Source organism: Spiroplasma endosymbiont of Apeira syringaria (genome assembly GCF_964020205.1).
In the GTDB taxonomy this organism is placed as follows: Bacteria; Bacillota_I; Bacilli_A; order Mycoplasmatales; family VBWQ01; genus Spiroplasma_E; species Spiroplasma_E ixodetis_A.
In genome coordinates, this window is sequence record NZ_OZ026543.1 from 488630 (window position 1) to 515260 (window position 26631).

A 26631-nucleotide genomic window follows, 5' to 3' on the forward strand; every position below is an offset into this window, starting at 1 on the left:
AATTAAAATAGTACATAAAGGGAGAAAAGCCAATATTAATTATAACTTAATTTAATAGTACTTGATTAATCTTTAATAAATAAAAAAACTTATTTTTAATTTTTTAATGATTAAAATAAGTTTTAAAAGTTATTATATATTTAAATATTATTATTTAACTTCACGTAACGTAATATTAATATTTTCAACATTTATTTCAAATTTTGAAGATGTCTTTATATCTGGAAAGTCTTTACTTAGGTCATATTCTAATTTAAAGTTTAAATTAAAATAACCATTTTTTTCGTTAGGATTAAGATTAAATCCACTTTCGGGATTAGTAATAGTTATTACACTATCATTTCATTTGGGAACAAGAATACTATAAATTTTATTAATATTAGCAAAATAACCCTTTGTTATAACTTGTTCTTTTATATTATTCATTTCCTTATAATCTGAAAAACTTTCTGAAGCATTTGGTAATTCCTTTACTGCATCAACTGTTCATTCAGAAAATATTTTTGAAATTTGTGTTGTTGCATCAACAAAAGTTTGGTTAATCTGAATAGCAGACTTACTTTCAATATCACCAGTATTAAAAGTAGATTTACCATCATTACCAACTAAGAAATCAATAGTAATATTACTAACATTACCATTAAATACAATTGATTTATCATCATTATTGGTCACCGTTGGATCTGCCATTTTAAATAAAGTTGATTTAGCATCATCTGAAAATTCAAAACTTAAACTTAAACCAGAATATTGAACTTTATCTTTAATGGCAACATTTAAATTTTGTTTAATATATGATAACTGAGTTCTAGCAATATCTTCTTTTGAAGGTGCATCAATTTTTCCACTAATTGGTAAGTTTTCAACATTAACATTTAAAACATTATCTTTAATTTCTCCATTAATAAGTTTCTCAATAAAATCTTTAATTGCATCAGCTTTTTTTTGATCACTAGTATGACTTGTATCATTATTAATTGTAATTTTAATATCTTTAGTAACTGATGGTAAATTTAAATAAGAGATTTCCGCTTTTACTCATAAATAACCATTGACTAATTCACTACCAGTTGGTAAAACAAACTTAGGTTTTTCTTTTTCATCATTATCATTATCTTTTTTTGGAACATAGTCCATAATTTTGACATGTGCATCAGGGTGATATCAATTTGTTGGATGTTCATTGGTACTTTCTTTAAGTTTACTAGAGAAAAAGTTACCAATAGCTGTTTGCACAGAAGTATCTAATTTGCTAAAAATTTTACCTTTCATTTCTCCTATATTTGTATCATCTGATAAATTAAGATCAGCCTTAATTTGCACACTACTATCAGTAACAAAAGAGGCAGCAAAATTAAGAATATCCCTTGGAGTCATTTGATTATTTTCACTACCACAAGCAATAACTGTTACAACTGGTGTTGTTGCTAAAGCAAGTGTGCCCAGTAATTTTAATAAAGATTTCACAAAAACGCTCCTTATCATTTCATTTAATTAATATTTTTAAAATACTGTAACATTATAAACAATTTTAAACTAAATTACATTATTATTTCTAAAATTATTGGTTTAATATCGTATTTTTTATTAGTAATCTGAAATGTAGAAATTGCCAAATCTAAAAATTGTTGATGGAAATGTTGATCTTTATTAGTATGGAGTTCCATAATTACACTATTTTTTTCAACTTTTTGACCATGAATTTGTTTTAAATAAATTCCTGCCACCGGATCAATGATATCAGTTTTCGTAGTTCTTCCTGCTCCTAATATTACTGATAATTCACCTAAAGCATAATTATTAGTAAAATCTAAATAGCCCAATAATTGCGCCTTAACTTTAATAATATATTTAGCTGGTGGTAATTTATCAATATTATCAAGATATTTAGTATCTCCACCTTGACTTTTAACAAAATCATAAAAAATTTGTAGTGGTTTTTCACTAGTAAACATAGCATTAACTTTATCAATACCCTCTTTTAAGGTTTTTACCTTTTTAGCTCCCAATAAGGCTAAAGCTACTAAATTACTAACAAGGATCTTCAAATCTTCTGGTCCTTTATTTTTTAAACTTAAAATAACTTCTTGTAATTCTAGTGCATTACCAATTGTTCGTCCTAAAGGCTTATTCATATCACTAATAATAGCATAAATTTTTTTATTAAAAGCTTTACCAATATGTACCATTAATTTTGCTAACTCTCTTGCAGTTACTATATCCTGAACAAAGGCACCTTTTCCGCATTTAATGTCTAGTAAAATTAAATCAGCGCCCATTGCTATTTTTTTAGACATAACACTAGCAGCAATTAATGGTAATGAATCAACTGTTCCTGAAACATCACGTAATGCATATAATTTTTTATCAGCAGGCACTAAATTACTAGTTTGACTAATAATACTCATACCAACTTTATTAACAACTTTAATAAAATCTGATATTTCTAAATCACATTTAAAATTTGGAATTATTTCCAGTTTATCAATAGTACCACCAGTAATACCCAATCCTCTTCCAGAAATTTTTGCAACCTTTAATCCACAAGCAGCAGCTATTGGAGCAAATACTAAACTAGTTTTATCACCAACACCACCAGTTGAATGTTTATCAATACTAAAACCAGTAATTTGTGATAAATCCATGGTTTCACCACTATTAATAATATCTTTTGTATATTCTACTAATTCATCATTAGTCATTCCCTGAAAATAAACAGCCATTGCTCAAGCACTAATTTGATAGTCTGGTATTGTTTCATTGGCAATACCTTCTGTTAAAAATTTTAGTTCTTCTTTATTTAAACTTTGTCCTAATTTCTTTTTAGAAATTAAATCAATCATATACATTTTAATAAAACACCTTACTTTCTTTTTATTAAATAACAATTGCAATTGCAATTGCATTAGTTTCATTATGTGATAAAGATAAAAGTAATTGATAATTATTAATAATAGTTATTGGTTGATTATATTGATTATAGCTAATATCAATATTTTTAAATGTTAACTTTTCTTGTGGTAATGCCTTAAAAATTGCTTCTTTTAATGCTCATCTTCCTGCCAAAAATTCCTGTTGACGTTGTAAAGAATATTGATTAAAAAGTATAATTTCTTTTTTACTTAAAATTCTTTTAGCAAGTTCTTCAATATTTTCTATTCGATTTACTTCAATAATATCTATACCTACACTACGCATTGTTAACTCCTTATATAAAATAAAAGGTTAAAACCCTAAAATCCTTGTTTTTATTATATAATTAATATGAAAGAAAGTGTGATATTAATTTCAATAAATCAAATAAATTTTGAAAAGATGGTGGTATATTAATGACATTTTACTTAAATCAAAAACAAAAATCATTAATTAAAGAACACTACCAAAACTATAAAGTTGATAATAAAAATAGTAGTTATGAATTATTTCAATATCATAATATAACAATTGAAATTTATCAAGAAAAAGTTATTTTTAAAGGTACTAAAGAAGATATTATTGCAGAATATCGCAGTATTTGAAATCAACTTGATGAAAATCAATCACCAGTCATTGGCAATGCTGAATTTGGTATTAATAATTTTTTTGGTCCACTTGTTATTATTAGTTCTTATATTGGTTCAGGTAATTTAGAAAAATTACGTTTACTTAACATTCGCGATTATAAAGACTTATCGCAAAGTAAATTTATTGAATTAGCACAAGATATTATGAAAACAATTATTTTTGAGTCAGTAATCATTAACAATCGTAAATATAATCAATGAATTGATGCGGGTTATAGCCCCAATATTATTAAAACTTGAGGAGAAAATCAAGCATTAGTTCGTATGTTACAACATAGAATTCAATATGATACTATAGTTATTGATCAATATATTAATGAAGATACATATTACAAATACATTGAAAATATGAAAGATAATCGTAATAAAATTATTAAAGATAAAGTTCAATTTGTTACTAATGCAGAAAGTAAGTATTTAGCTATCGCTTGTAGTACTATTATTAGTCGTTATTTATTTTTAGAAGAAATTAAAAAAATAAAAGTTATTGACACTAATACAATTCCATTAGGTACTGGAAAAGAAGTTAATGTATTTTTAGAAAAAATTAAAAATGAAAAAACAATTGAATTTAATAAATTTCTTGAACGTCATAGCAAAAAATCATTTACTGAATTTTTTAAATAAATAATTAAAACTTAATGGCTTTTCTCCCTTTATGTACTATTTTAATTTTATCACATAAATGCTGAGAAAAGCCTATCTACGGACTTCTCCCCACATTTTTAAATCAAACATAGAATTACAGTTTCAAAACTAGGTATCTTGTTGAATTTATATGCAGCTTCTTTAGCATATAAATGAACATGATGTTTTGCAACTTTGATATGTGTTTTAAATGTTCTTCTTATATGTTTTCAAACTGATTCAATTTGGTTGGTATTTACACCAATTTTTGAAACATAGCCATCTTGATGGTTAACTGTTTCATGCTTAGTGAAAACTGATTTAAAATCGCAATATCCTTTTCAAGAATCAGTATATACAAGACATTTTGAAGAAATGTGGTTTTTTGCAAACTGCAAAAGATTTTTACTCTTTGCGTTTTTCAATACTTTCACAATTAAATTATTGGTTGTTTTTTGATAAATGCCAACAATCAAGGTTTTATTCACCAAGGATCTTCCTTGTTTTTTAAAACCCATATGTGAAAGATACATTTCATCAATTTGCACTGTACCTTCAACAATAAATTGAGGTTTTTGTTTGGAAATGTTTAGTAATCTGTGTAACTTACAAAAATAACTATGTTTAATTAATTCTAGTAAATATAATTAAATGACTAGAAAGAGTGAGTTACAGATGGCTAAAAAAGATAACTTTAATAATAATGATCCAATATCAAAAGCAGTAGATTTATTACTAGAAAATACTGAAGATTTAACAACAGTTTTTAAACCTGGCGGTTTATATAAAGAATTAACAAAAAGATTAGTTGAAAAAATGTTGAATTCTGAAATGCAAAATTATTTAGGATATGAAAAAAATCAACATAATACTACTGAAAATGCTCGTAATGGTACAATTTCAAAAAAATTAATAACTCAACAAGGTAAAATTGAAATTGATGTACCAAGAGATCGCAATAGTAATTTTACTCCTGTAATAGTTCCTAAAAGGCAAAGAAGATTTGATGGTTTTGATCAACAAGTTCTTTCCTTGTATGCAAAAGGAATGACATTATCTGACATTAGAATGCAGTTGCAAGAGTTATATCATGGTGCTGATATTAGTGAAAGTGTTATTAGTCAAATTACTGATGATGTTATTGATGATGTTAAAGCATGACAAAATCGACCATTAGAAAGTATTTATCCTATTGTTTATTTTGATTGTATAGTAGTTAAAGTACGACAAGATAAACGGATTATTAACAAATCAGTTTATATAGCATTAGGATTTGATTTAGAAGGCAAAAAAGATGTTTTAGGATTATGAATTAGTGAAAATGAAGGTTCTAAGTTTTGATTATCTAATTTCACAGAAATGAAAAATCGTGGCTTAAATGATATTCTTATTGCTTGTAGTGATAATTTAACAGGCATGTCAGAAGCAATACAATCAGTTTATCCTAAAACAGAACATCAATTATGCATTGTTCATCAAATTAGAAATAGTTTAAAATATGTTTCATACAAACATCGAAAAGGTCTAGTTGCAGATTTAAAACCAATTTATAGTGCATGTAGTGAAGAACAAGCAATGCAAGCTTTAGAATCGTTTGAAAGTAAATGAAATAAACAATATCCTCAAATTACTAAATCTTGATATAAAAATTGAGATAATTTAATGGTTTTTATTAGTTATCCAGTAGAAATCAAAAGAGTGATTTATACTACAAATGCTATTGAATCTGTTAATAGTCAATTACGAAAAATCATCAGAAATAAAAAAGTTTTTCCTAATGATATGGCAGGTTTCAAAATATTTTACTTGGCAATTGAAAATATAACAAAAAAATGAACATTGCCTATTCAAAATTGAAATACAGCAATTGCTCATTTTATGATAAAATTTGAAGATAGAATTAATCTAAACTAGTACTTTATAAAACAAAGATACACAGATTATTAAAAAGCCTCGAGAAGTCCGTAGATAGGCTTTTCTCAGCATTTATGTGATAAAATTAAAATAGTACATAAAGGGAGAAAAGCCATCAATTATTAACCTTAAATGATGTTAAATTAATAGGAATTTATATTAATGCAAAAAATCCAAAACTTTTAAAAAATATAAAACATATTGCAGATAAATATAATTTTTTAACTAAAGTTATGTTAAATAAAATTTTTGAAAATATTAAAGAATATTTTGAAGATGAAAGTGAAATTAATTTTAGGATTGATGAAAGACAAGATAAAGGATTATTTCCAAATGGTTTAGAACAATATTTAAAACAAAATTGAAAACTATGTAATGTTAATGAAAATATAAAATTAAGGCTTTTCTCCCTTTATGTACTATTTTAATTTTATCACATAAATGATGAGAAAAGCCTATCTACGGACTTCTCCCCACATTTTTAAATCAAACATAGAATTACAGTTTCAAAACTAGGTATCTTGTTGAATTTATATGCAGCTTCTTTAGCATATAAATGAAAATGATGTTTTGCAACTTTGATATGTGTTTTAAATGTTCTTCTTATATGTTTTCAAACTGATTCAATTTGGTTGGTATTTACACCAATTTTTGAAACATAGCCATCTTGATGGTTAACTGTTTCATGCTTAGTGAAAACTGATTTAAAATCGCAATATCCTTTTCAAGAATCAGTATATACAAGACATTTTGAAGAAATGTGGTTTTTTGCAAACTGCAAAAGATTTTTACTCTTTGCGTTTTTCAATACTTTCACAATTAAATTATTGGTTGTTTTTTGATAAATGCCAACAATCAAGGTTTTATTCACCAAGGATCTTCCTTGTTTTTTAAAACCCATATGTGAAAGATACATTTCATCAATTTGCACTGTACCTTCAACAATAAATTGAGGTTTTTGTTTTGCAATACGTGTTCTGATTTTATGAGTCATTCTTCAAGCAGTTTTCAAAGTCACTCCCAATTCTTTTGCAATATCTGTTGATGGAATTCCATGTTTGGTGTTTATTCATCTAAAGATAAGATAAAACCAAGATGTTAAAGATGTTTGTGACCTTGAAAATATGGTGCCTGTGAGAATGCTAAATGTTTGATTACATTTTAAACATCTCATTCTTTTTAAATCAGAAGTATTCAAATTAAAACTAAAACACCTAATACATTTGTTTTCTTTCAAATTTGCTATATATGCAAGACATTGCTGTTCAGTTTGAAAAGCATTGTTGAATTCATTCAGTTTCATTATTCCCTCCACAAGTACATGTGGGGAGAAGTCCGTAATTGATTTATAAAAATTGCTTTTTCTGTAACATTTAAATCTGTAGCTTTTATTTCAATTTTATTTTTTAAACTTTCTTTTAAATTATTTTTTACTTTGTTATATATAAATTTTACTTTTCTTATATCTTTACATATATAGCCTGCTATGACAAAATATTTATGTCTATTATTTATTGATAAAGTCCCGGATTCATCTAATATTATATATTATAAATACCATTATATACTACACTTTCATAAGTTATCAAATTTATTATACTTGAATCATATATAAAAGTATAGTAAAATATAATAAAGTCCTTTAAGATAAACCGTATACCACTTGATTACTAAGCGTATGTTAAGTACGTGGTTTCTTAGGCAAAATCCCTTTAATTAGGGATTTTTTATTAATAAAAGTTACCTAGGTAACTTTTATTTTTTACATATAATTAATATTTTTAAATATCTTAATTTCTTTTTTTTATTTATTATAATTATCAATATATCTATTTAATCTATTTAATAACCACCCTTAGCTTCATCCCCTGAAATAATAGCAACACCATTACTAGTACCAATTCTAGTAGCACCAGCATTAATCATCGCCATTGCATCATCTTCATTTTTAATACCACCAGAAGCTTTAATTGCAACATGAGGACCAATATTTGCTTTCATTAATTTAATATCAGCAACCGTTGCACCACCATTAGCAAAACCAGTTGAAGTTTTAATAAAATCTGCTTTTACTTTAGTTACTAACTGACAAGCAATAATTTTTTGTTCTGTTGTTAATAAACTACACTCAATTATTACTTTTAAAATAATATTTGACGGACATGCATTACGAACTGCTTGTAGATCTTGCAATACAAGTTTTTGATCATTATCCTTTAGTGCCCCAATGTTAATAACAACGTCAATTTCTTGAGCACCATCTTTAATCGCATTAATTGTTTCTGCTACTTTAGTTTGTGTAGTATTGGCACCCAATGGAAAACCAACCACTGTACATACTTTAACATTACTATTTTTTAATAAAGTAACAGCACGATTAACATAAAATGGATTAATACAAACTGCTTTAAAATAATAAGTTTTAGCTTCTTTACATAATGTATCAATCATTGATAATGTTGCTTCTGGTTTTAATAATGTATGATCAATATATTCATTTAAATTAATATTACTTTTCATAAACTTCAACTCCTAATTCATTTTCACTTTTAATAATTGCTTCAATAACTTCAAGATTCATTAAACTATGATTTAATCAATAATCTCGACTTAAATAATCTTTATTTTTAATCATTTTTACAAAGTCATTTAATTCATATGTCATTAAACTTTCTTCATTGGTATTATCTGCGATTTCTTTTATTCCGTTTTTAGTATAAACCTTAATTCCACTTAATGGATGAACTTGTGATAAAACAAGACTACTATTATGACCTATAAATTCACTTTGTGCATAAGAGGTTACTCCTTTACTACAAATAATAGTAGTAATAGTTCCATTTTCATGCTTCAAAATAACATGATTACTTAAATTAACACCATTAGGTAATTTAATTGCCATCGCTTTAACTGTTTTTACTTTACCTAATAAATACAATACTAATTGTAATGGATATACTAAACTATCATAAGTTGAACCTTTACCAAAATCTTTATCAAAAACAGAATCATATATTCCTTTTTCAACTGATGGCATTCTTGAAGAAATACGATTAAAATTAAGGTTAACTACTTCTGGATTTATTTCATGCACTAATTTTTTTAATTTAGAAAAAATAGGTAAATGAACAGTAACATAAGCTTCTAATAAAATTATTTTTTTACTTCTTGCTAAAGAAATTAGGTTTTTAACTTCTTCAACTGTAAAAGTAATAGTTTTTTCTACCAAAACATGAATATTATTTTTTAAAAATAATTTACTTTGTTTGTAATGCAAACCATTTGGTGAAGCAATATAAATAGCATCAATATGTTCTATCATTTTATTTAAATCATCAGTACTATGGGCAATATTATATTTTTTTGCTCATGTTTCTGCTTTATCTAAACTTCTTGAATATATACAAGTTATTTTAACTTTTTTATTAGTTAACGCTTGCTTTATAAATCTTTGAACAATTTTTCCAGTTCCAATAATACCAATTCTAATCATCTTGTACTCCTCTAACTTTTTAAACTTGTTTCATAATTAATGATTGAAATTAAAAATAAAGGTGCAGTTTCAGCACGTAAAATTAATTTTCCTAAACTAATATTACTAAAATTAAGTTGTGTTAAAGTTGCAATTTCTTCTTTAGTGATTCCTCCTTCGGGTCCAACTATAATTGTTATTGATGATAATTTATTATTTATTTGACTAATTCAACTAGTTTCTGATGAATTTTCATATGCAACCAAATTAAGATGAGACCGATATCGCTCTAATTGTTTTAAATCAAAAACAACGGGTGTAACAATCGGAATTAAATTGCGATTTGATTGTTTGGCAGCAGCTTTTGCAATATTTTGTCAACGTAAAACTTTCTGTTCTGCTTTTGTTATTGTTAAAACACTAACACATCGTTTTAACTGCAATGGCACAATTTGATAAACTCCCAATTCTACTGCTTTTTGAATGACTAAATCAAATTTTTGTTCTTTTAATAAAGATATTACTAATGTGATTTTACATCTTAATTCTGAATTACTATTTGGCACTGTTTTTATAATTTCGCATTTAATAACTGATGTAATTTCAATAATTTTTGTTAAATATTTTTGTTCTTGATGAATAATAACTATTTCATCATTAATTTTATGACGTAATACTTTAATTAGATGTTTACTATCTTCTTCATCCAATATTAAAATATTATTAGTTTTATGGTTAGTAAAGTAGCATTCCATAGTCCACCTCTAATTTGATTATAACATAAGGTAAAACTCAAATTAACCAGTTTTAACTATCATCTTTAATTTATAAAATATAAAATTTCTTTTTTCTTTTATCATGAAACTAAATTAAAAACTACTTAATTAATTAAGTAGTTTTTAATTATTTATAAAATAATACATTTTGCAACTTTAGTAATGAGGCTTTTTAATAATCTGTGTATCTTTGTTTTACAAAGTTACTAATTTAGATTAATTCTGTCTTCAAATTTTATCATAAAATGAGCAATTGCTGTATTTCAATTTTGAATAGGCAATGTTCATTTTTTTGTTATATTTTCAATTGCCAAGTAAAATATTTTGAAAACTGCCATATCATTAGGAAAAACTTTTTTATTTCTGATGATTTTTCGTAATTGACTATTAACAGATTCAATAGCATTTGTAGTATAAATCACTCTTTTGATTTCTACTGGATAACTAATAAAAACCATTAAATTATCTCAATTTTTATATCAAGATTTAGTAATTTGAGAATATTGTTTATTTCATTTACTTTCAAACGATTCTAAAGCTTGCATTGCTTGTTCTTCACTACATGCACTATAAATTGGTTTTAAATCTGCAACTAGACCTTTTCGATGTTTGTATGAAACATATTTTAAACTATTTCTAATTTGATGAACGATGCATAATTGATGTTCTGTTTTAGGATAAACTGATTGTATTGCTTCTGACATGCCTGTTAAATTATCACTACAAGCAATAAGAATATCATTTAAGCCACGATTTTTCATTTCTGTGAAATTAGATAATCAAAACTTAGAACCTTCATTTTCACTAATTCATAATCCTAAAACATCTTTTTTGCCTTCTAAATCAACTCCTAATGCTATATAAACTGATTTGTTAATAATCCGTTTATCTTGTCGTACTTTAACTACTATACAATCAAAATAAACAATAGGATAAATACTTTCTAATGGTCGATTTTGTCATGCTTTAACATCATCAATAACATCATCAGTAATTTGACTAATAACACTTTCACTAATATCAGCACCATGATATAACTCTTGCAACTGCATTCTAATGTCAGATAATGTCATTCCTTTTGCATACAAGGAAAGAACTTGTTGATCAAAACCATCAAATCTTCTTTGCCTTTTAGGAACTATTACAGGAGTAAAATTACTATTGCGATCTCTTGGTACATCAATTTCAATTTTACCTTGTTGAGTTATTAATTTTTTTGAACTTGTACCATTACGAGCATTTTAAGTAGTACTATGTTGATTTTTTTCATATCCTAAATAATTTTGCATTTCAGAATTCAACATTTTTTCAAATAATCTTTTTGTTAATTCTTTATATAAACCGCCAGGTTTAAAAACTGTTGTTAAATCTTCAGTATTTTCTAGTAATAAATCTACTGCTTTTGATATTGGATCATTATTATTAAAGTTATCTTTTTTAGCCATCTGTAACTCACTCTTTCTAGTCATTTAATTATATTTACTAGAATTAATTAAACATAGTTATTTTTGTAAGTTACACAGATTACTAAACATTTCCGACTTCTCCCCACATTTTTAAATCAAACATAGAATTACAGTTTCAAAACTAGGTATCTTGTTGAATTTATATGCAGCTTCTTTAGCATATAAATGAACATGATGTTTTGCAACTTTGATATGTGTTTTAAATGTTCTTCTTATATGTTTTCAAACTGATTCAATTTGGTTGGTATTTACACCAATTTTTGAAACATAGCCATCTTGATGGTTAACTGTTTCATGCTTGGTGAAAACTGATTTAAAATCGCAATATCCTTTTCAAGAATCAGTATATACAATACATTTTGAAGAAATGTGGTTTTTTGCAAAATGCAAAAGATTTTTACTCTTTGCGTTTTTCAATACTTTCACAATTAAATTATTGGTTGTTTTTTGATAAATGCCAACAATCAAGGTTTTATTCACCAAGGATCTTCCTTGTTTTTTAAAACCCATATGTGAAAGATACATTTCATCAATTTGCACTGTACCTTCAACAATAAATTGAGGTTTTTGTTTTGCAATACGTGTTCTGATTTTATGAGTCATTCTTCAAGCAGTTTTCAAAGTCACTCCCAATTCTTTTGCAATATCTGTTGATGGAATTCCATGTTTGGTGTTTATTCATCTAAAGATAAGATAAAACCAAGATGTTAAAGATGTTTGTGACCTTGAAAATATGGTGCCTGTGAGAATGCTAAATGTTTGATTACATTTTAAACATCTCATTCTTTTTAAATCAGAAGTATTAAAATTAAAACTAAAACACCTAATACATTTGTTTTCTTTCAAATTTGCTATATATGCAAGACATTGCTGTTCAGTTTGAAAAGCATTGTTGAATTCATTCAGTTTCATTATTCCCTCCACAAGTACATGTGGGGAGAAGTCCGAAAATTAAATGTAAAATATTTAGATTCTAAAACAAATTTAGATATTCAAATGGCAGATTATATTGATAATATAATTTTTGTAAAAAAAAATTATCCTGAACATTCACAACCTATAAATTTTATTAATGACTGGGAATTAAATAATAACCTAATATGATATTATGAAGATTATCATAATAAAAAAATAATTGAAAAAGATGAAGTAAAAACAACAAAGAATACACATGTTACACATGTAAATCTAGTAAATGTTAAAAAAATAGATAAAATTAAAGAGTTTAAAAAAGTAAATAATAATGTTTTGATAGAAAATATATATCAAAAGGTGAATTTTTGAACATTAACGCACTATAAAAATGGAAGAATATTAATTCAAGGTAAAGAAATTATTGAATTAATAAAAATTTTAGAAATAGAAAATTTTTAGAAAAAACTGTTTAAAATGGTAATTTTTTATAGTAAAAAATAAGCAGTTTCTCATAATTACATTCTATTTTTAAATATTTCACCAATCTTTTTATCATTCCAAATAAAATATTTGATTTATTAGTATTTTATTTCCAAAAATTTGAAAAACTTATCAAAAAAAATAGATTTTTCTGATAAATCAATATATAATTTATGAGATACTAAAGTAAGGAGGCAACAGACTATGGCAGTACCAGCAAGAAGAACGTCAAAAATGCGTAAAAATACACGTCGTGCCCATGATAGTTTATCTGCAACAACTACAACTAACTGTTTAAATTGTGGAGCAATTACTAAACCACATCATGCCTGTATGAAATGCAAGACATACAAAGGTGTAAGTATTACTAATCCATTACAAGCAGAAAAAACATCATCAACAGAAAAAAAATAAAATATGAATATATCTTATCTTAGATTACCTTCCTCATTATTTATTTAAAATATTATTTTAAATATTAGAGTTTTTTTACTTTACAAAATTATTTTATAATAGTTAATAATATATTAAAATATAGATTATAATTTATTAAAATAGACACTATTTATTAGGAAGTGTAGAGTATTAAAAATAAGGGTTATTATGATTTATTATTAAAGATTAGTGATGATATTAGCAATAACTTCCAAACATCACATATTAATGATGAAAAAGAATTAATTAAAGAAATTGATCATTATTTAGTTAAACAACTAAATAATACTTTAATTGAAAAACGGACTTCTCCCTACATGTACTTGTGGAGGGAATAATGAAACTGAATGAATTCAACAATGCTTTTCAAACTGAACAGCAATGTCTTGCATATATAGCAAATTTGAAAGAAAACAAATGTATTAGGTGTTTTAATTTTAACGGACTTCTCCCCACATGTACTTGTGGAGGGAATAATGAAAATGAATGAATTCAACAATGCTTTTCAAACTGAACAGCAATGTCTTGCATATATAGCAAATTTGAAAGAAAACAAATGTATTAGGTGTTTTAATTTTAATTTGAATACTTCTGATTTAAAAAGAATGAGATGTTTAAAATGTAATCAAACATTTAGCATTCTCACAGGCACCATATTTTCAAGGTCACAAACATCTTTAACATCTTGGTTTTATCTTATCTTTAGATGAATAAACACCAAACATGGAATTCCATCAACAGATATTGCAAAAGAATTGGGAGTGACTTTGAAAACTGCTTGAAGAATGACTAATAAAATCAGAACACGTATTGCAAAACAAAAACCTCAATTTATTGTTGAAGGTACAGTGCAAATTGATGAAATGTATCTTTCACATATGGGTTTTAAAAAACAAGGAAGATCCTTGGTGAATAAAACCTTGATTGTTGGCATTTATCAAAAAACAACCAATAATTTAATTGTGAAAGTATTGAAAAACGCAAAGAGTAAAAATCTTTTGCAGTTTGCAAAAAACCACATTTCTTCAAAATGTCTTGTATATACTGATTCTTGAAAAGGATATTGCGATTTTAAATCAGTTTTCACTAAGCATGAAACAGTTAACCATCAAGATGGCTATGTTTCAAAAATTGGTGTAAATACCAACCAAATTGAATCAGTTTGAAAACATATAAGAAGAACATTTAAAACACATATCAAAGTTGCAAAACATCATGTTCATTTATATGCTAAAGTAGCTGCATATAAATTCAACAAGATACCTAGTTTTGAAACTGTAATTCTATGTTTGATTTAAAAATGTGGGGAGAAGTCCGTAGATAGGCTTTTCTCAGCATTTATGTGATAAAATTAAAATAGTACATAAAGGGATAAAAGCCTAAAAAATTTAAAAATCTTGCTTTAAAGTTGTATGACTTTATTGGTATTGGTCAATATCAATTAACAATTAAGAGTGATTATATTACTATTAAATTTTTAGTAGAATAAATAATATTTTATTTTTTTAATTTTATAAAAAATTTTAATGATTTTAATTTTAAAAAAATAATGTTTTTTTATGATAATTAGGTTGACAATAATTATGGCATGTTGTACTATTGTTATTGTCCCAAAAATAAATGGGTTACAAACTAGAAAAAACGATCTTTGAAAACTAAATAGAACAAGAATTAATCCGTCAATTTTTTATTAAAAATTAAATAAGTCAGACATCATCTTTTAACAAAAACAATTTTATTGAGAGTTTGATCCTGGCTCAGGATTAACGCTGGCGGCATGCCTAATACATGCAAGTCGAACGAAAGTAGCAATACTTTAGTGGCGAACGGGTGAGTAACACGTATCTAACCTACCATTTAGTGGGGAATAACTGTTGGAAACGACAGCTAATACCGCATATGTTATTTATTTGCAATGATAAATAATGAAAGGAGCATTTGCTTCGCTAATTGATGGGGATGCGGCGCATTAACTAGTTGGTAAGGTAATGGCTTACCAAGGTAACGATGCGTAGCCGATCTGAGAGGATGAACGGCCACATTGGGACTGAGACACGGCCCAAACTTCTACGGAAGGCAGCAGTAGGGAATTTTTCACAATGGGCGAAAGCCTGATGGAGCAATGCCGCGTGACTGATGAAGGTCTTCGGATTGTAAAGGTCTGTTGTAAAGGAAGAAGTGCTAGAATAGGAAATGATTTTAGTATCGACCATACCTTACCAGAAAGCCACGGCTAACTATGTGCCAGCAGCCGCGGTAATACATAGGTGGCAAGCGTTATCCGGATTTATTGGGCGTAAAGCGTGCGTAGACGGTTTTGCAAGTCTGAGGTTAAATTTAGGGGCTCAACCCCTAACCGCCTTGGAAACTACATTACTAGAGTATAGGAGAGGTTAGTGGAATTTCATGTGTAGCGGTGGAATGCGTAGATATATGAAGGAACACCAGTGGCGAAGGCGGCTAACTGGCCTATTACTGACGTTGTGGCACGAAAGCGTGGGGAGCAAATAGGATTAGATACCCTAGTAGTCCACGCCGTAAACGATGAGTACTAAGTGTTGCCATGAGGCAGTGCTGTAGCTAACGCATTAAGTACTCCGCCTGAGTAGTATGCTCGCAAGAGTGAAACTCAAAGGAATTGACGGGGACCCGCACAAGCGGTGGAGCATGTGGTTTAATTCGAAGCAACGCGAAGAACCTTACCAGGTCTTGACATACCTTGCGAAGCTATAGAGATATAGTAGAGGTTAACAAGGATACAGGTGGTGCATGGTTGTCGTCAGTTCGTGTCGTGAGATGTTTGGTTAAGTTCAGCAACGAACGCAACCCTTGTCCTTAGTTGCCAGCATTAAGTTGGGGACTCTAAGGAGACTGCTAGTGTAAGCTAGAGGAAGGTGGGGACGACGTCAAATCATCATGCCCCTTATGACCTGGGCTACACACGTGCTACAATGGCTGATACAAAGAGTCGCTAAACCGCGAGGTCAAGCAAATCTCAAAAAGTCAGTCTCAGTCCGGATTGAAGTCTGCAACTCGACTTCATGAAGTCGGAATCGCTAGTAATCGCGAATCAGCAATGTCGCGGTGAATACGTTCTCGGGTCTTGTACACACCGCCCGTCAAACCACGAGAGTTGGCAATGCCAGAAGTCGGTGTCCTAACCGCAAGGAGGGAGCTGCCAAAGGCAGGGTTGATGATTGGGGTTAAGTCGTAACAAGGTATCCCTACCGGAAGGTGGGGATGGATCACCTCCTTTCTATGGAGTTTAGTTTCTAATAAGAAACCAAGACAACAAGAAAAATTAGATGGATGATTTATTGGATTACTTCTTTTGTTCTGTTTAGTTTTCAGGGATTGTTTTCTCTGAACAATTGTTCTTTAAAAACTGGATAATAGACATCTTTTAAAAAAATAAGATAATTTTTATCTTGCAATAGGATATTCTAAAAATAAATTATTAAGAGCGTATGGTGGATGCCTTGGAATTGGAAGACGATGAAGGACGCGATTACCTGCGATAAGCTTCGGGGAGCTGGAAATAAGCTTTGATCCGGAGATGTCCGAATGGGGAAACCCACTATCTTTAATCAGATAGTACTGTACAATGAATTCATAGTTGTGCAGAGTGATACCTAGAGAATTGAAACATCTTAGTACCTAGAGGAAAAGAAAGCGAATGCGATTCCCTTAGTAGCGGCGAGCGAAAAGGGAGCAGCCTAAACGAGTCGTCAGACTGGGGTTATAGGACTGTCTATTAGGTTCGACCTATGAATAGTTACAAAATTTATATATAGCAGAAGTTGTTGGGAAGCAACGCCATAGATGGTGAAAGCCCAGTATGCGAAATGTATAAATCTCTTGACAGTATCCTGAGTACGGCGAGGCACGTGGAACCTTGTCGGAATTTGCGCAGACCACTGCGTAAGGCTAAATACTAACCAATTACCGATAGTGAACCAGTACCGTGAGGGAAAGGTGAAAAGTACCCCGAGAGGGGAGTGAAATAGTTTCTGAAACCATATGCTTACAACAAGTCGGAGCCCGTTAATGGGTGACGGCGTGCCTTTTGTAGAATGAGCCGGCGAGTTACGATTACATGCAAGGTTAAGTTGAAAAGACGGAGCCGAAGTGAAAGCGAGCCTGAATAGGGCGTTTAGTATGTGGTCGTAGACCCGAAACCAGGTGATCTAGCCATGAGCAGGTTGAAGTTAATGTAACAGTTAATGGAGGACCGAACCAACGTTCGTTGAAAAGACTGTGGATGACTTGTGGCTAGCGGTGAAATTCCAATCGAACCTGGAGATAGCTGGTTCTCCCCGATATAGTTTTAGGACTATCGTCAGAATTAGTGCAATGGAGGTAAAGCTCTGAATGTATGATGGCCCCACCTCGGGGTACTGAATGCAATTAAACTGCGAATGCCATTGTTACATATCTGGCAGTCAGTCTATGGGTGATAAGGTCCATGGACGTGAGGGAAACAGCCCAGATCATCAGCTAAGGTCCCCAAATCAATGCTAAGTGGAAAACGATGTGGAATTGTTCAGACAGCTAGGAGGTTGGCTTAGAAGCAGCCACCCTTTAAAGAGTGCGTAACAGCTCACTAGTCGAATGATTCTGCGCGGAAAATGTACCGGGGCTAAGCATTGTACCGAAGCTATGGGTCTATATATATGTTTACATATATTGTGGGCGGTAGGGGAGCGTTCTAATCTGCGACGAAGTTAGACCGGAAGGACTAGTGGAGCGTTTAGAAGTGAGAATGCCGGCGTGAGTAACGATTGAAGGTGAGAATCCTTCATGCCGATTGACCAAGGTTTCCTGGGCTAGGTTCGTCCACCCAGGGTTAGTCAGGACCTAAGGCGAGGCCGAAAGGCGTAGTCGATGGATAACAGGTTGATATTCCTGTACCACCATGGTGACTGATGGAATGACGGAGAAGGCTAAAATGTCCCAGTGGTTGGTAGTGCTGGGCTAAGTACAAAGAGGGTTGTGTAGGCAAATCCGCACAGCGTTAACCTTGAAGTACGATGGGGAGTGAACGGTTCGCTTAGTAACGAAGCATTTGATGCCATACTTCCAAGAAAAGTTTCTAAAGACATCACCATGGTGCCTGTACCGAGAACGGACACACGTGGTCAAGGAGAATATCCTAAGGCAAGCGAGATAACTATAGCTAAGGAACTCTGCAAAATAACCCCGTAAGTTAGCGAGAAGGGGAGCTCATAGCAATATGAGTCGCAGTGAAGAGGTCCGGGCGACTGTTTAGCAAAAACACAGCTCTCTGCTAAGTCGTAAGACGATGTATAGGGGGTGACGCCTGCCCAGTGCTGGAAGGTTAAAGAGATTTGTTAGCGTAAGCGAAGCTTTGAACTGAAGCCCCAGTGAACGGCGGCCGTAACTATAACGGTCCTAAGGTAGCGAAATTCCTTGTCAGGTAAGTTCTGACCCGCACGAAAGGCGTAACGATCCGGACGCTGTCTCGGCTATAGACTCGGTGAAATCTTAGTACCTGTGAAGATGCAGGTTACCCGCGATTAGACGGAAAGACCCCGTGGAGCTTTACTACAACTTGATATTGAATTTTGGTTTAGTTTGTACAGCATAGGTGGGAGACGTTGATATGCAGACGCTAGTAGGCATGGAGTCACCATTGGGATACCACCCTTGCTATATTGAAATTCTAACTTGAGACCATAATCTGGTCTAAGGACAGTGTCTGGTGGGTAGTTTGACTGGGGCGGTCGCCTCCTAAAAAGTAACGGAGGCGCCCAAAGGTACCCTCAATATGAATGGAAATCATATGTAGAGCGCAAAGGTAAAAGGGTGCTTGACTGCGAGACATACAAGTCGAGCAGGAACGAAAGTTGGGCTTAGTGATCCGGCGGTGCTGTGTGGAAAGGCCGTCGCTCAACGGATAAAAGTTACCCCGGGGATAACAGGCTAATCTCTCCCAATAGTTCATATAGACGGGGAGGTTTGGCACCTCGATGTCGGCTCATCGCATCCTGGAGGTGTAGTCGCTTCCAAGGGTTGGGCTGTTCGCCCATTAAAGCGGTACGCGAGCTGGGTTCAGAACGTCGTGAGACAGTTTGGTCCCTATCTGTCGTGGGCGCAAGAAATTTGAGGAAAGCTGTTCCTAGTACGAGAGGACCGGAATGGACCTACCTCTGGTGCACCAGTTGTCACGCCAGTGGCACAGCTGGGTAGCTATGTAGGGCATGAATAAGCGCTGAAAGCATCTAAGCGCGAAGTCAGTTCCAAGATGAGATTTCTCATTCGAAAGAAGTAAGATCCCTTGAATACTACAAGGTTGATAGGTCAGGTGTGTAAGCATAGTGATATGTTCAGCTTACTGATACTAATAGATCGAGCATTTATTGAAGAATATATTCTCTATTGCAAATCAAAAGTAATCAAATTTAAAGATGTCTGTTTCTAGTTTTTAGGGAGCAATTGCTAAACTATTTGGTGTCCATGGCGGAGTGGTCACACCTGTTCCCATCTCGAACACAGCAGTTAAGCACTCCAGCGGCGAAAATACCAGCAATGGGAAAATAGCACGATGCCAAATTTTTTTGTTTGTGTTAGTATTTAATTTAAAATTTAAATTTTTTTTATGTTAAGATTGAGAGTATTAAAATGTAAAAAAGATTTTAAGAAAAAAGGAGAAAAAATGGATAAGGTTGAAAAGAAATTAGATAAAAAATTATATATTGGAGCTAAAATTGGATTCATAACAAATATTATAAATATTATTTGAAGTGTAATTATTACAATTATTTTAGCAACAGCAAGTAGTGTCATTTTTAAAAGTTTTACAAAATATGATCACACTTCATTAACATCAGGAGTTAGTACAATATTTATTGTTGGATTGATTTTTGGACTTTTAATTACTATTGGATTTTCAATTGCAATAATTATTATGTGCAATAATATTTTAAAAGGAAATGCTAATAGTGGTTTAGCTGTTGGAATTGTAACTTTGGTTTTAGCAGTTTTTTCTTTAATAGTTATGTTTTCATCAAATTTTAATTTTATTAGTGGTATTAATATTATTTTTTTAGGACTTAATATTGCTTCAGGTGTATTATTAATTATTGGTAAATATCTTCCAGTTACTAATAAACCAGAAGAAGTAGTTTCTATGGTAAATGAATAATTAAAAATATTTAATAAATTGTATAAATAAGGCTTTAGAAATTAAAATCCTTATTTTATTTTTTATAATTTAAAACCATAAGGATAAGTAATGATTGGAAAATTTGGTTTATCATCATCATGCTTTTTTTTATATTGTATGTTATTAATTCATAAATAAAGGTATTGTAAACCAATACTAATAATTAACAGAAAAATAATAGCAGTAACTAATACTCCTACACCATATTTTTGGTAGTTGAAAAAAAAGTAAGGATAACAAGTATTAATATTTTCTCCTTGTTTAACACGTAGTACACCACGAACCATTACCATTACTACATAAAAACAAGGATAAAATAAAATAAATCACATATAAAGTTTATGATGATTTTTTAGTGAATAAAAATCACGTCCACATGATAAAGCAAAATTTAAAATCATAACAATTGGCATAATTAGATTTAGAATTATTGTTTTAAATCATAAATAAATATCAGTTCCATATTTACTTCTTTCTTGGCTATTACTAATGATACCTATTCAAAATACTAACATTGTAATTGTAATATAAATAGTAATGCTTAATAAAATATAAAAACTTGGTTTTGAATTTTCTTTAAATTTACTTTCAAATAAAAAAGCAAATAAATAAATGAGTACTAAATAATTAGTTTGAGTTGTAAAATAAAAATAATAAATTGCCAATCTTTCAGTTGGTTTATCAACATTAGGAACAATGAAAGCATTGGGATAATTAATAGTAATTATTAAATCAAAAATTAAGAATAAAGAAATAATAAGTAGACCAAATAAAAGTCAAATAAATTTAATAAGATTTCTTTTTTTTAATCGGTATTCACTACTATTTTTTCAATTCATATTTTTTCTCCTATTTATATTAGAATTAAATTTAATTAAATTTTTGATAGGAAATTTAATTTTTTATTATGATTGAATATGCTACTTATTTAGTATATCAAGTTTTTTCTTATCACTATTAATATTTACTAACTGATTATTTAAAACACTTAATAAGTTAAAAAAATTAACTTATTAATTATTTAATCTTGATTTTTTGGTAATAAAGTTTATTATTAATGTTAAGGATATAATTTTATCCTTATAATTTTAATGAATATATAAGTAATTATATAATTATTAAAATTATATATGTTGATTTAACAAAAAGTTTAATAATTGATTATATATCCTTAGTTTTATTTTATTAAAACTAAGATTTTAAGTATTTAATTAAATATACTTAATTTAATATTATAATTATAAACACAAATAATAGGTAAAAAAGGAGTAATCATAATGACAAATTTCTTATCTTTTAGTTTTTTTAAAACTAAAAGTTTTAAAACAATAAGTTTGGCTTTGGCATTATCTCTTACTAGTAGTTTAATGATAGTTACTAATCATCAATCTAATATTATTACTGTTAATGACAGTAACAAACTTTCTGGGTTTCATATTACTGTTAAGGAAAATAATAAAAATTTAATTAGTGAAGCCAATACTTGAAATTCAATTAATAATAAGTATGAAGATTTTATTAGATTGCATAAAGAAGTAATAACAGAACAATTTAATGATTGATCAGACCTTATTAATAAGGTTAATAATAATTCAAATGATGATATTAGTAAAGAAGTTAATAAGAAATTTAAGGAACAAATCGAAAACAAAGCTAATAATATCTTACCAGATAATGGTATTAAATATTTTACTGATAAAGTTATTGGTCGTAGTGTTGCTAAACAAAGTTTTAATGATATTGCTAGTTTTGGTTATGTTTATGTTGGTTACCATGATAATAGTTTACCAGCACAGATTAACAATGGTATTTTTGCAACGGTAAATCCTAGGGCAGATTTTAATAATTATTTTAGTATTCCTTATATGATTAAACGAAGCGATGATTTTTTAAATAGTCATAAAAGCGTTCAAGATCGGTTAGCAATTTTACCACTTAATAATTGTAATCCCAATGATACTAATCAACCAATGTTAGCTATTTTAGCAAAAAATAAAAATGATAGGAATGAACAATTATTAATAAATGATAAAAATGATGAAGTTTTTGATAATGGTTCAGTTAGTTATGCAATATTAAATCATAAACCAGACGATCATTTAAAATCAACTAGTTTTAATGTTAGTGTTAAAGATAGTGGCTATAGTAAAACTATTAAGTTAACAAATAATAGTTCAAATATTCAATTTATTACTATTAGTGATGAAAAAGTTAAAGAAAATCCTGTAATTACACCTCAATATTTAGTTCAAAATAATTCACAAGATAATAAAAATACATTAATAGTTATGAATAAAGCTATTGAGAAAGCTAAAGTAAATATTAGTGATTCACAACAACATTGACTAAAATGAAAAGTTGATTCACAAACTTTACAAAAAGCAAAAAATGATTCAGGAACACCTATTAAAGATGGTGATAATTTAACTCTTAATCAAGGAAGTAATTTTCAAGTTTATTGTATAGGTTTAGATACATCTGACTTACAACGTCAAGCCGCTTCTGAACAATATATTACTGTTTATAGAAGCAATACAAAAATACCTAATTTTCCAAATTGTACTGATTTTTTTGAAAAAACTAATAATTTATTAGCAGGTTTTCAACAATATTTAAATAGTACTACTAATAATAGTATTAAAATTGAAGATTTAAAAAATAATGCTGCTGGTGAGTTTTTATCATGATTTATTCAATATCAAGGTGATATTACTAAACAAAATTATGTTAATTATTTACAAAGTAATAATTCAGATCGTCCCTGAGATGTTAATATACCATTAACAACTAAAATGTTAGTTAATAATTGAAATATTATTATCATTTGTGGCTTCATTATTAGTTTTTTAACTATAATTACAATAGTTGTTGTTATTATTCGTAAAAAGAAATATTTAAAATAAAGTTTATTATTTTTAAGTAGTACTTGTTAAAATGCAATATATTATATAAAAATATAAAATGATAAGTGTAAAAAATGTTATTACTTGTTTTTTCTTTTTAGTGAGTTACAATAAAAATGGCAGTTATAAATGTTTAGAAAATATTTAAGTAATGCCGGTTTTAATTTTATATTTGACTTTAAGTCCTTGTATGCTATATATGCTATACAAGGAGTTTTTATATAATTTTAAAATAAAATATATTAAGAAAAAGGAGGGAAAAAATAACAAAATAATATTTAAAAAAATAATACAATTTCAAATTTTACTTTTCACAAATATATATTCCTCCCTACAATTATTTTTCAATATTTTTTAAATAATAAATAATAGTAATAAAGTGTACTAGTTTATAAACTAGTACACTTTATTTATAAATTATTTTACATTAAAAATTTGTATCTCTTAAAGCTGCTATTGGTTTATTATTTTTCTTATAAAGAATATTATTATAAAGAGTAAAAAGTAACATCAAAATTATGTATAAGATTAAAATTGCAAAGATATAAATAAAGAAAGTAGTTAAACTTTTATGAAAATCTAAAAATGGATATGGAAATGAATAATCAATTTCTGTCGTTCCTTTTCTTAAAAAACCAACAAAATTTCCTTTAGCAAGTGTATAACCTAAATATGCAAACATGTAAATAGAAATAATTGGTATTCAAAGATATGTTTGTTTTCCGAGTTTTCAGTAGTATTTACCAGCAGAAAACATAAAATATAAAATCACTATCACTGGTACTATTAAATGTAATAAAAATGTATTTATAAAATTTAATATGCTAATACTATTACTACTATCTAAATTATTTATCATTGGTTTAAATAATACAGCAAAAAATACGATAAGAGTTACGGTAATATAAACAGTAATTGCTAATGAAAATCGCCCAAAAACTAATTGTGGGCGATTGTCATGAAAACGATTTGTTAATACAAAACAAAAGAAAAGAAAAACTAAAAAATTTGATTGAATAGTAAAGGTAGAAATCATTGTTCAAATACCAACTCATGGGCCATCTGGAGTTCATAAATTATGAGGATTAGGTGTTCCAACTGTTATTGGTTTATAATCAATTAAAACTATTGCAAATTGCATTATTAGACCTATAACAGCAATAATTAGCCCAGATCAAAGTAAAAAATCAGAAAATTTACTTTTAAATCCTATATTTTTTCTTATTCCCATATGGATCAACTCACAATTCTATATTTTTTCTATTTTAATTACATTATACATGATATTATAATAAGTATGTAAGATATTAGAAAATTATTAATAGCAACTAAATGAAATAATAAGGTGATGTTATGTATCAATTATATTTAGATACAACAAATAACAAATTAACAGTGGTGATTTTGCAAGGTAATAAAATTTTAGCAAGTTCATCATTTATTGCTTGACAAAAACAAACAGAATTGGCAATTCCAACTATTACTAATTTACTTGTAAAATGTAAAATAAAATTAAAAGATATTTCAAAAGTAGTTATTGCAAATGGTCCTGGCAGTTATAATGGAATTAGAGTAGCAATTACTTTTGTCAAAACACTTAAAGTTTTGAATAGTTTTTTAACGGTTTTTACTATTAATAGTTTATTATTACAGGCAGGATTAATAAAATCAATAAGTGTTTTGTCAGCATACAATAATAAAAGTTATTTGGCAGTATGTGATAATGAAAAAATAATTATTCAGCCGCAATTAGTAGATGAAAATGCTAAAATTGGTATTATTAGTGATTTACTAGATTATAAAATAATTGAAAATTTAGAAAAGTGTAATATTGTGGAAAATTTTCAAAAGTTGTCACCATATTTTATCGAAGTAAAAAACATGGAAGATTTGCAACCATATTATATTAATGATCCATTTTCATCACATAATTAAAAAATAATAATATTTAAATATTTTACATTAGTTTAAAAAGGAGTTTTTACATGCTTATCAATGATAATTTTTGATCTAGAGTATCAAAGGAAGAAAATAATTTCACAAAAAAAGAAAAAGTTCTTATTAACTATATTAATAAGAATAGTCAAAAAATGGATCAAGTTACTATTAGTTCTTTGGCTAAAGAAAATACTGTTGGTTATAGTGTTGTTTATAATTTAATTAAGAAGTTGGGATTTAAAGGTTATCGTGAATTTATCATTAGTTTAGCTGCGCAAGAAACTACTTTCAAAGCTTTAAATCGTGAGTTTTTTGGTGATTGTAGTGTTTTAAAAGAACATTATAAAAAACTGATGGATTTAAATGATTCAACGATTAATTATGAGGAATTACAAAGATTTATTAATTGAATAGATGATAATCGTAAAGCTTGTATTTATTTAGCAGGCATTGGTCATTCTGGTTTAGGTGCGGAGGATTTATCAAATAAATTATATCGGTTTGGTTTACGATCAATCTGTTTAAATAAAGATGATGATAGTATTTTAATGCATGCTTCTTTAATTATTCCAGAAGATGTAATAATTATTTTTTCATTATCAGGTAAAACCGCTACTATTGTTGAAGCAGCTAAACTTGCTAAAAAGAATAATGCTAAAATTGCAGTTGTTACATCACAAGATAAAACTGAATTAGTGACTTATGCTGATTGAACATTTAATATTGTTTCTTCAGGACTTTATGAAGCACAAGAAATATTTATTTCTCCATTATTTGCTATTACTTATTTTAATGATTTAGTAACAACATATTTATTAAAATCAAAGCATAAAGATTGATATTTAGAAAATAGAATTAAAACTAATAAAGTAATTAAAAAATTTAATTAATTTTTTAAATAAAAAAACTGTTTTTTTAAAAATAATAATTTAATATTATGTCATTAATATTTATTA

At 28.3% G+C, this 26631-nt stretch carries 23 protein-coding genes, 3 rRNA genes and 1 pseudogene; 14 read left to right on the forward strand and 13 right to left on the reverse strand.

Features of this window, described 5'->3' with window-relative positions; translation table 4 throughout:
- Positions 1-150 precede the first annotated feature (150 nt).
- From AACL02_RS03075 to acpS, 3 genes are all read right to left on the reverse strand, one after another.
- Positions 151-1467 carry a hypothetical protein gene (locus tag AACL02_RS03075; RefSeq protein WP_339042748.1) on the reverse strand — a complete coding sequence of 439 codons (1317 nt, stop codon included), beginning with the start codon at positions 1465-1467 and terminating at the stop codon, positions 151-153.
- A gap of 74 nt (positions 1468-1541) precedes the next feature.
- The gene (locus AACL02_RS03080; RefSeq protein ID WP_339042749.1) at positions 1542-2843 is read right to left on the reverse strand and encodes a thymidine phosphorylase; all 1302 of its coding nucleotides are present in this window, start codon (positions 2841-2843) and stop codon (positions 1542-1544) included.
- Between the two features lie 34 nt (positions 2844-2877).
- Complete coding sequence (gene acpS / locus AACL02_RS03085; protein WP_339042750.1) at positions 2878-3198, reverse strand: holo-ACP synthase; 321 nt, start codon at positions 3196-3198, stop codon at positions 2878-2880.
- A gap of 131 nt (positions 3199-3329) precedes the next feature.
- Between acpS and AACL02_RS03090 the strand changes: the two genes are divergently transcribed.
- A complete protein-coding gene (locus tag AACL02_RS03090) occupies positions 3330-4190 on the forward strand; it encodes a ribonuclease HIII (protein WP_339042752.1) in 861 nt (286 codons plus the stop codon).
- Between the two features lie 98 nt (positions 4191-4288).
- On the opposite strand, the gene AACL02_RS03095 is transcribed toward AACL02_RS03090, so the two are convergent.
- Positions 4289-4738, reverse strand: a complete 450-nt coding sequence (locus AACL02_RS03095) for an IS1595 family transposase (RefSeq protein WP_339042189.1) — start codon at positions 4736-4738, stop codon at positions 4289-4291.
- A 127-nt stretch (positions 4739-4865) separates the two neighbouring features.
- Here AACL02_RS03095 and AACL02_RS03100 point away from each other — a divergent pair, with 127 nt between their 5' ends.
- Complete coding sequence (locus AACL02_RS03100) at positions 4866-6104, forward strand: IS256 family transposase (RefSeq protein WP_339043527.1); 1239 nt, start codon at positions 4866-4868, stop codon at positions 6102-6104.
- Positions 6105-6337: 233 nt separating this feature from the next.
- Positions 6338-6532 (forward strand): hypothetical protein, encoded by a 195-nt coding sequence (locus tag AACL02_RS03105; RefSeq protein WP_339042754.1) that lies wholly within the window; start codon positions 6338-6340, stop codon positions 6530-6532.
- A gap of 53 nt (positions 6533-6585) precedes the next feature.
- Here AACL02_RS03105 and AACL02_RS03110 read toward each other — a convergent pair whose 3' ends face one another.
- The 7 genes and pseudogenes from AACL02_RS03110 to AACL02_RS03140 form a co-directional block, all read right to left on the reverse strand.
- Positions 6586-7278 (reverse strand): IS1595 family transposase, encoded by a 693-nt coding sequence (locus tag AACL02_RS03110; RefSeq protein ID WP_339043529.1) that lies wholly within the window; start codon positions 7276-7278, stop codon positions 6586-6588.
- Positions 7279-7406: 128 nt separating this feature from the next.
- Complete coding sequence (locus AACL02_RS12445; protein WP_422397839.1) at positions 7407-7649, reverse strand: DUF3800 domain-containing protein; 243 nt, start codon at positions 7647-7649, stop codon at positions 7407-7409.
- Positions 7650-7946: 297 nt separating this feature from the next.
- Positions 7947-8612 carry a deoxyribose-phosphate aldolase gene (gene deoC / locus AACL02_RS03120; protein ID WP_422397840.1) on the reverse strand — a complete coding sequence of 222 codons (666 nt, stop codon included), beginning with the start codon at positions 8610-8612 and terminating at the stop codon, positions 7947-7949.
- 1 nt (position 8613) lies between these two features.
- A complete protein-coding gene (locus AACL02_RS03125; RefSeq protein WP_339042757.1) occupies positions 8614-9597 on the reverse strand; it encodes a Gfo/Idh/MocA family oxidoreductase in 984 nt (327 codons plus the stop codon).
- A gap of 11 nt (positions 9598-9608) precedes the next feature.
- The gene (locus AACL02_RS03130) at positions 9609-10331 is read right to left on the reverse strand and encodes an RsmE family RNA methyltransferase (protein ID WP_339042758.1); all 723 of its coding nucleotides are present in this window, start codon (positions 10329-10331) and stop codon (positions 9609-9611) included.
- A gap of 227 nt (positions 10332-10558) precedes the next feature.
- Positions 10559-11797: pseudogene (locus tag AACL02_RS03135) on the reverse strand (IS256 family transposase).
- A gap of 111 nt (positions 11798-11908) precedes the next feature.
- Positions 11909-12730, reverse strand: a complete 822-nt coding sequence (locus AACL02_RS03140) for an IS1595 family transposase (RefSeq protein ID WP_339042759.1) — start codon at positions 12728-12730, stop codon at positions 11909-11911.
- A gap of 18 nt (positions 12731-12748) precedes the next feature.
- Here AACL02_RS03140 and AACL02_RS03145 point away from each other — a divergent pair, with 18 nt between their 5' ends.
- From AACL02_RS03145 to AACL02_RS03180, 8 genes are all read left to right on the forward strand, one after another.
- Entirely contained in the window at positions 12749-13192 is a 444-nt protein-coding gene (locus tag AACL02_RS03145; RefSeq protein ID WP_339042760.1) for a hypothetical protein, read from the forward strand.
- Between the two features lie 225 nt (positions 13193-13417).
- A complete protein-coding gene (gene rpmF / locus AACL02_RS03150; RefSeq protein WP_281747878.1) occupies positions 13418-13627 on the forward strand; it encodes a 50S ribosomal protein L32 in 210 nt (69 codons plus the stop codon).
- Positions 13628-13985: 358 nt separating this feature from the next.
- Positions 13986-14213, forward strand: coding sequence for a hypothetical protein (locus AACL02_RS03155; RefSeq protein WP_339042761.1), 228 nt, complete (start codon positions 13986-13988; stop codon positions 14211-14213).
- A complete protein-coding gene (locus AACL02_RS03160) occupies positions 14125-14946 on the forward strand; it encodes an IS1595 family transposase (RefSeq protein ID WP_339042762.1) in 822 nt (273 codons plus the stop codon). Before AACL02_RS03155 ends, AACL02_RS03160 begins: the two co-directional genes overlap by 89 nt.
- 436 nt (positions 14947-15382) lie before the next feature.
- A 16S ribosomal RNA gene (locus AACL02_RS03165) occupies positions 15383-16904 on the forward strand.
- A 191-nt stretch (positions 16905-17095) separates the two neighbouring features.
- Positions 17096-20033: ribosomal RNA gene (locus tag AACL02_RS03170) — 23S ribosomal RNA — on the forward strand.
- 82 nt (positions 20034-20115) lie between these two features.
- Positions 20116-20222 (forward strand): 5S ribosomal RNA (rrf, locus tag AACL02_RS03175).
- Together the 16S, 23S and 5S rRNA genes form the textbook arrangement of a ribosomal RNA operon.
- A 45-nt stretch (positions 20223-20267) precedes the next feature.
- Entirely contained in the window at positions 20268-20813 is a 546-nt protein-coding gene (locus tag AACL02_RS03180) for a hypothetical protein (RefSeq protein WP_339042763.1), read from the forward strand.
- 62 nt (positions 20814-20875) lie between these two features.
- Here the strand turns inward: AACL02_RS03180 and AACL02_RS03185 are convergent, their stop codons facing one another.
- The gene (locus AACL02_RS03185) at positions 20876-21673 is read right to left on the reverse strand and encodes a Pr6Pr family membrane protein (protein WP_339042764.1); all 798 of its coding nucleotides are present in this window, start codon (positions 21671-21673) and stop codon (positions 20876-20878) included.
- Between the two features lie 438 nt (positions 21674-22111).
- Here AACL02_RS03185 and AACL02_RS03190 point away from each other — a divergent pair, with 438 nt between their 5' ends.
- A complete protein-coding gene (locus tag AACL02_RS03190; RefSeq protein ID WP_339042766.1) occupies positions 22112-23737 on the forward strand; it encodes a hypothetical protein in 1626 nt (541 codons plus the stop codon).
- A 427-nt stretch (positions 23738-24164) separates the two neighbouring features.
- On the opposite strand, the gene AACL02_RS03195 is transcribed toward AACL02_RS03190, so the two are convergent.
- Positions 24165-24968: a hypothetical protein gene (locus tag AACL02_RS03195; RefSeq protein WP_339042767.1), complete on the reverse strand. Its 804-nt coding sequence runs from the start codon at positions 24966-24968 to the stop codon at positions 24165-24167.
- Between the two features lie 122 nt (positions 24969-25090).
- On the opposite strand from AACL02_RS03195, the gene tsaB reads away from it, so the two are divergent.
- Positions 25091-25672: a tRNA (adenosine(37)-N6)-threonylcarbamoyltransferase complex dimerization subunit type 1 TsaB gene (gene tsaB, locus AACL02_RS03200; protein ID WP_339042769.1), complete on the forward strand. Its 582-nt coding sequence runs from the start codon at positions 25091-25093 to the stop codon at positions 25670-25672.
- 50 nt (positions 25673-25722) lie between these two features.
- Positions 25723-26565 (forward strand): MurR/RpiR family transcriptional regulator, encoded by an 843-nt coding sequence (locus AACL02_RS03205; RefSeq protein ID WP_339042770.1) that lies wholly within the window; start codon positions 25723-25725, stop codon positions 26563-26565.
- The last annotated feature ends 66 nt before the right edge of the window (positions 26566-26631 follow it).